Origin of the sequence: Mycobacterium intermedium, from assembly GCF_002086275.1 — a bacterium.
Lineage (GTDB): Bacteria > Actinomycetota > Actinomycetes > Mycobacteriales > Mycobacteriaceae > Mycobacterium > Mycobacterium intermedium.
The window spans coordinates 1-258 of the sequence record NZ_MVHT01000366.1; the positions used below are offsets into that span (position 1 = coordinate 1).

1 protein-coding gene is annotated in these 258 nt (G+C 63.6%); it reads right to left on the reverse strand.

Features of this window, described 5'->3' with window-relative positions:
* A partial coding sequence (gene rpsM / locus BST27_RS31045; RefSeq protein ID WP_139805540.1) for a 30S ribosomal protein S13 occupies positions 1 to 154 on the reverse strand: 154 nt, incomplete at its 3' end.
* Between the last annotated feature and the right edge of the window lie 104 nt (positions 155 to 258).

Below are 258 nucleotides of genomic sequence, written 5' to 3' on the forward strand. Positions count from 1 at the left end.
GACAGATGATCAGCTCGTGGACGCGCAGGTCACCGCTGATTCCGGTGGCCTTCAGGGTCTCGGTGGCGCGGGTGCGACCGATTCCGTAGATGTAGGTCAGGGCGACCTCGAGGCGCTTGTCGCGCGGCAGGTCGACTCCGATGAGGCGTGCCATGTGGCATCCCTTTCTTGTTCTTTCGACCCGATTGCTCGGGACACCGTGGAAGCACGTCCCGGAACCCCGCTCGAACCCATCGAGCACGGATTCGGGCTACTACC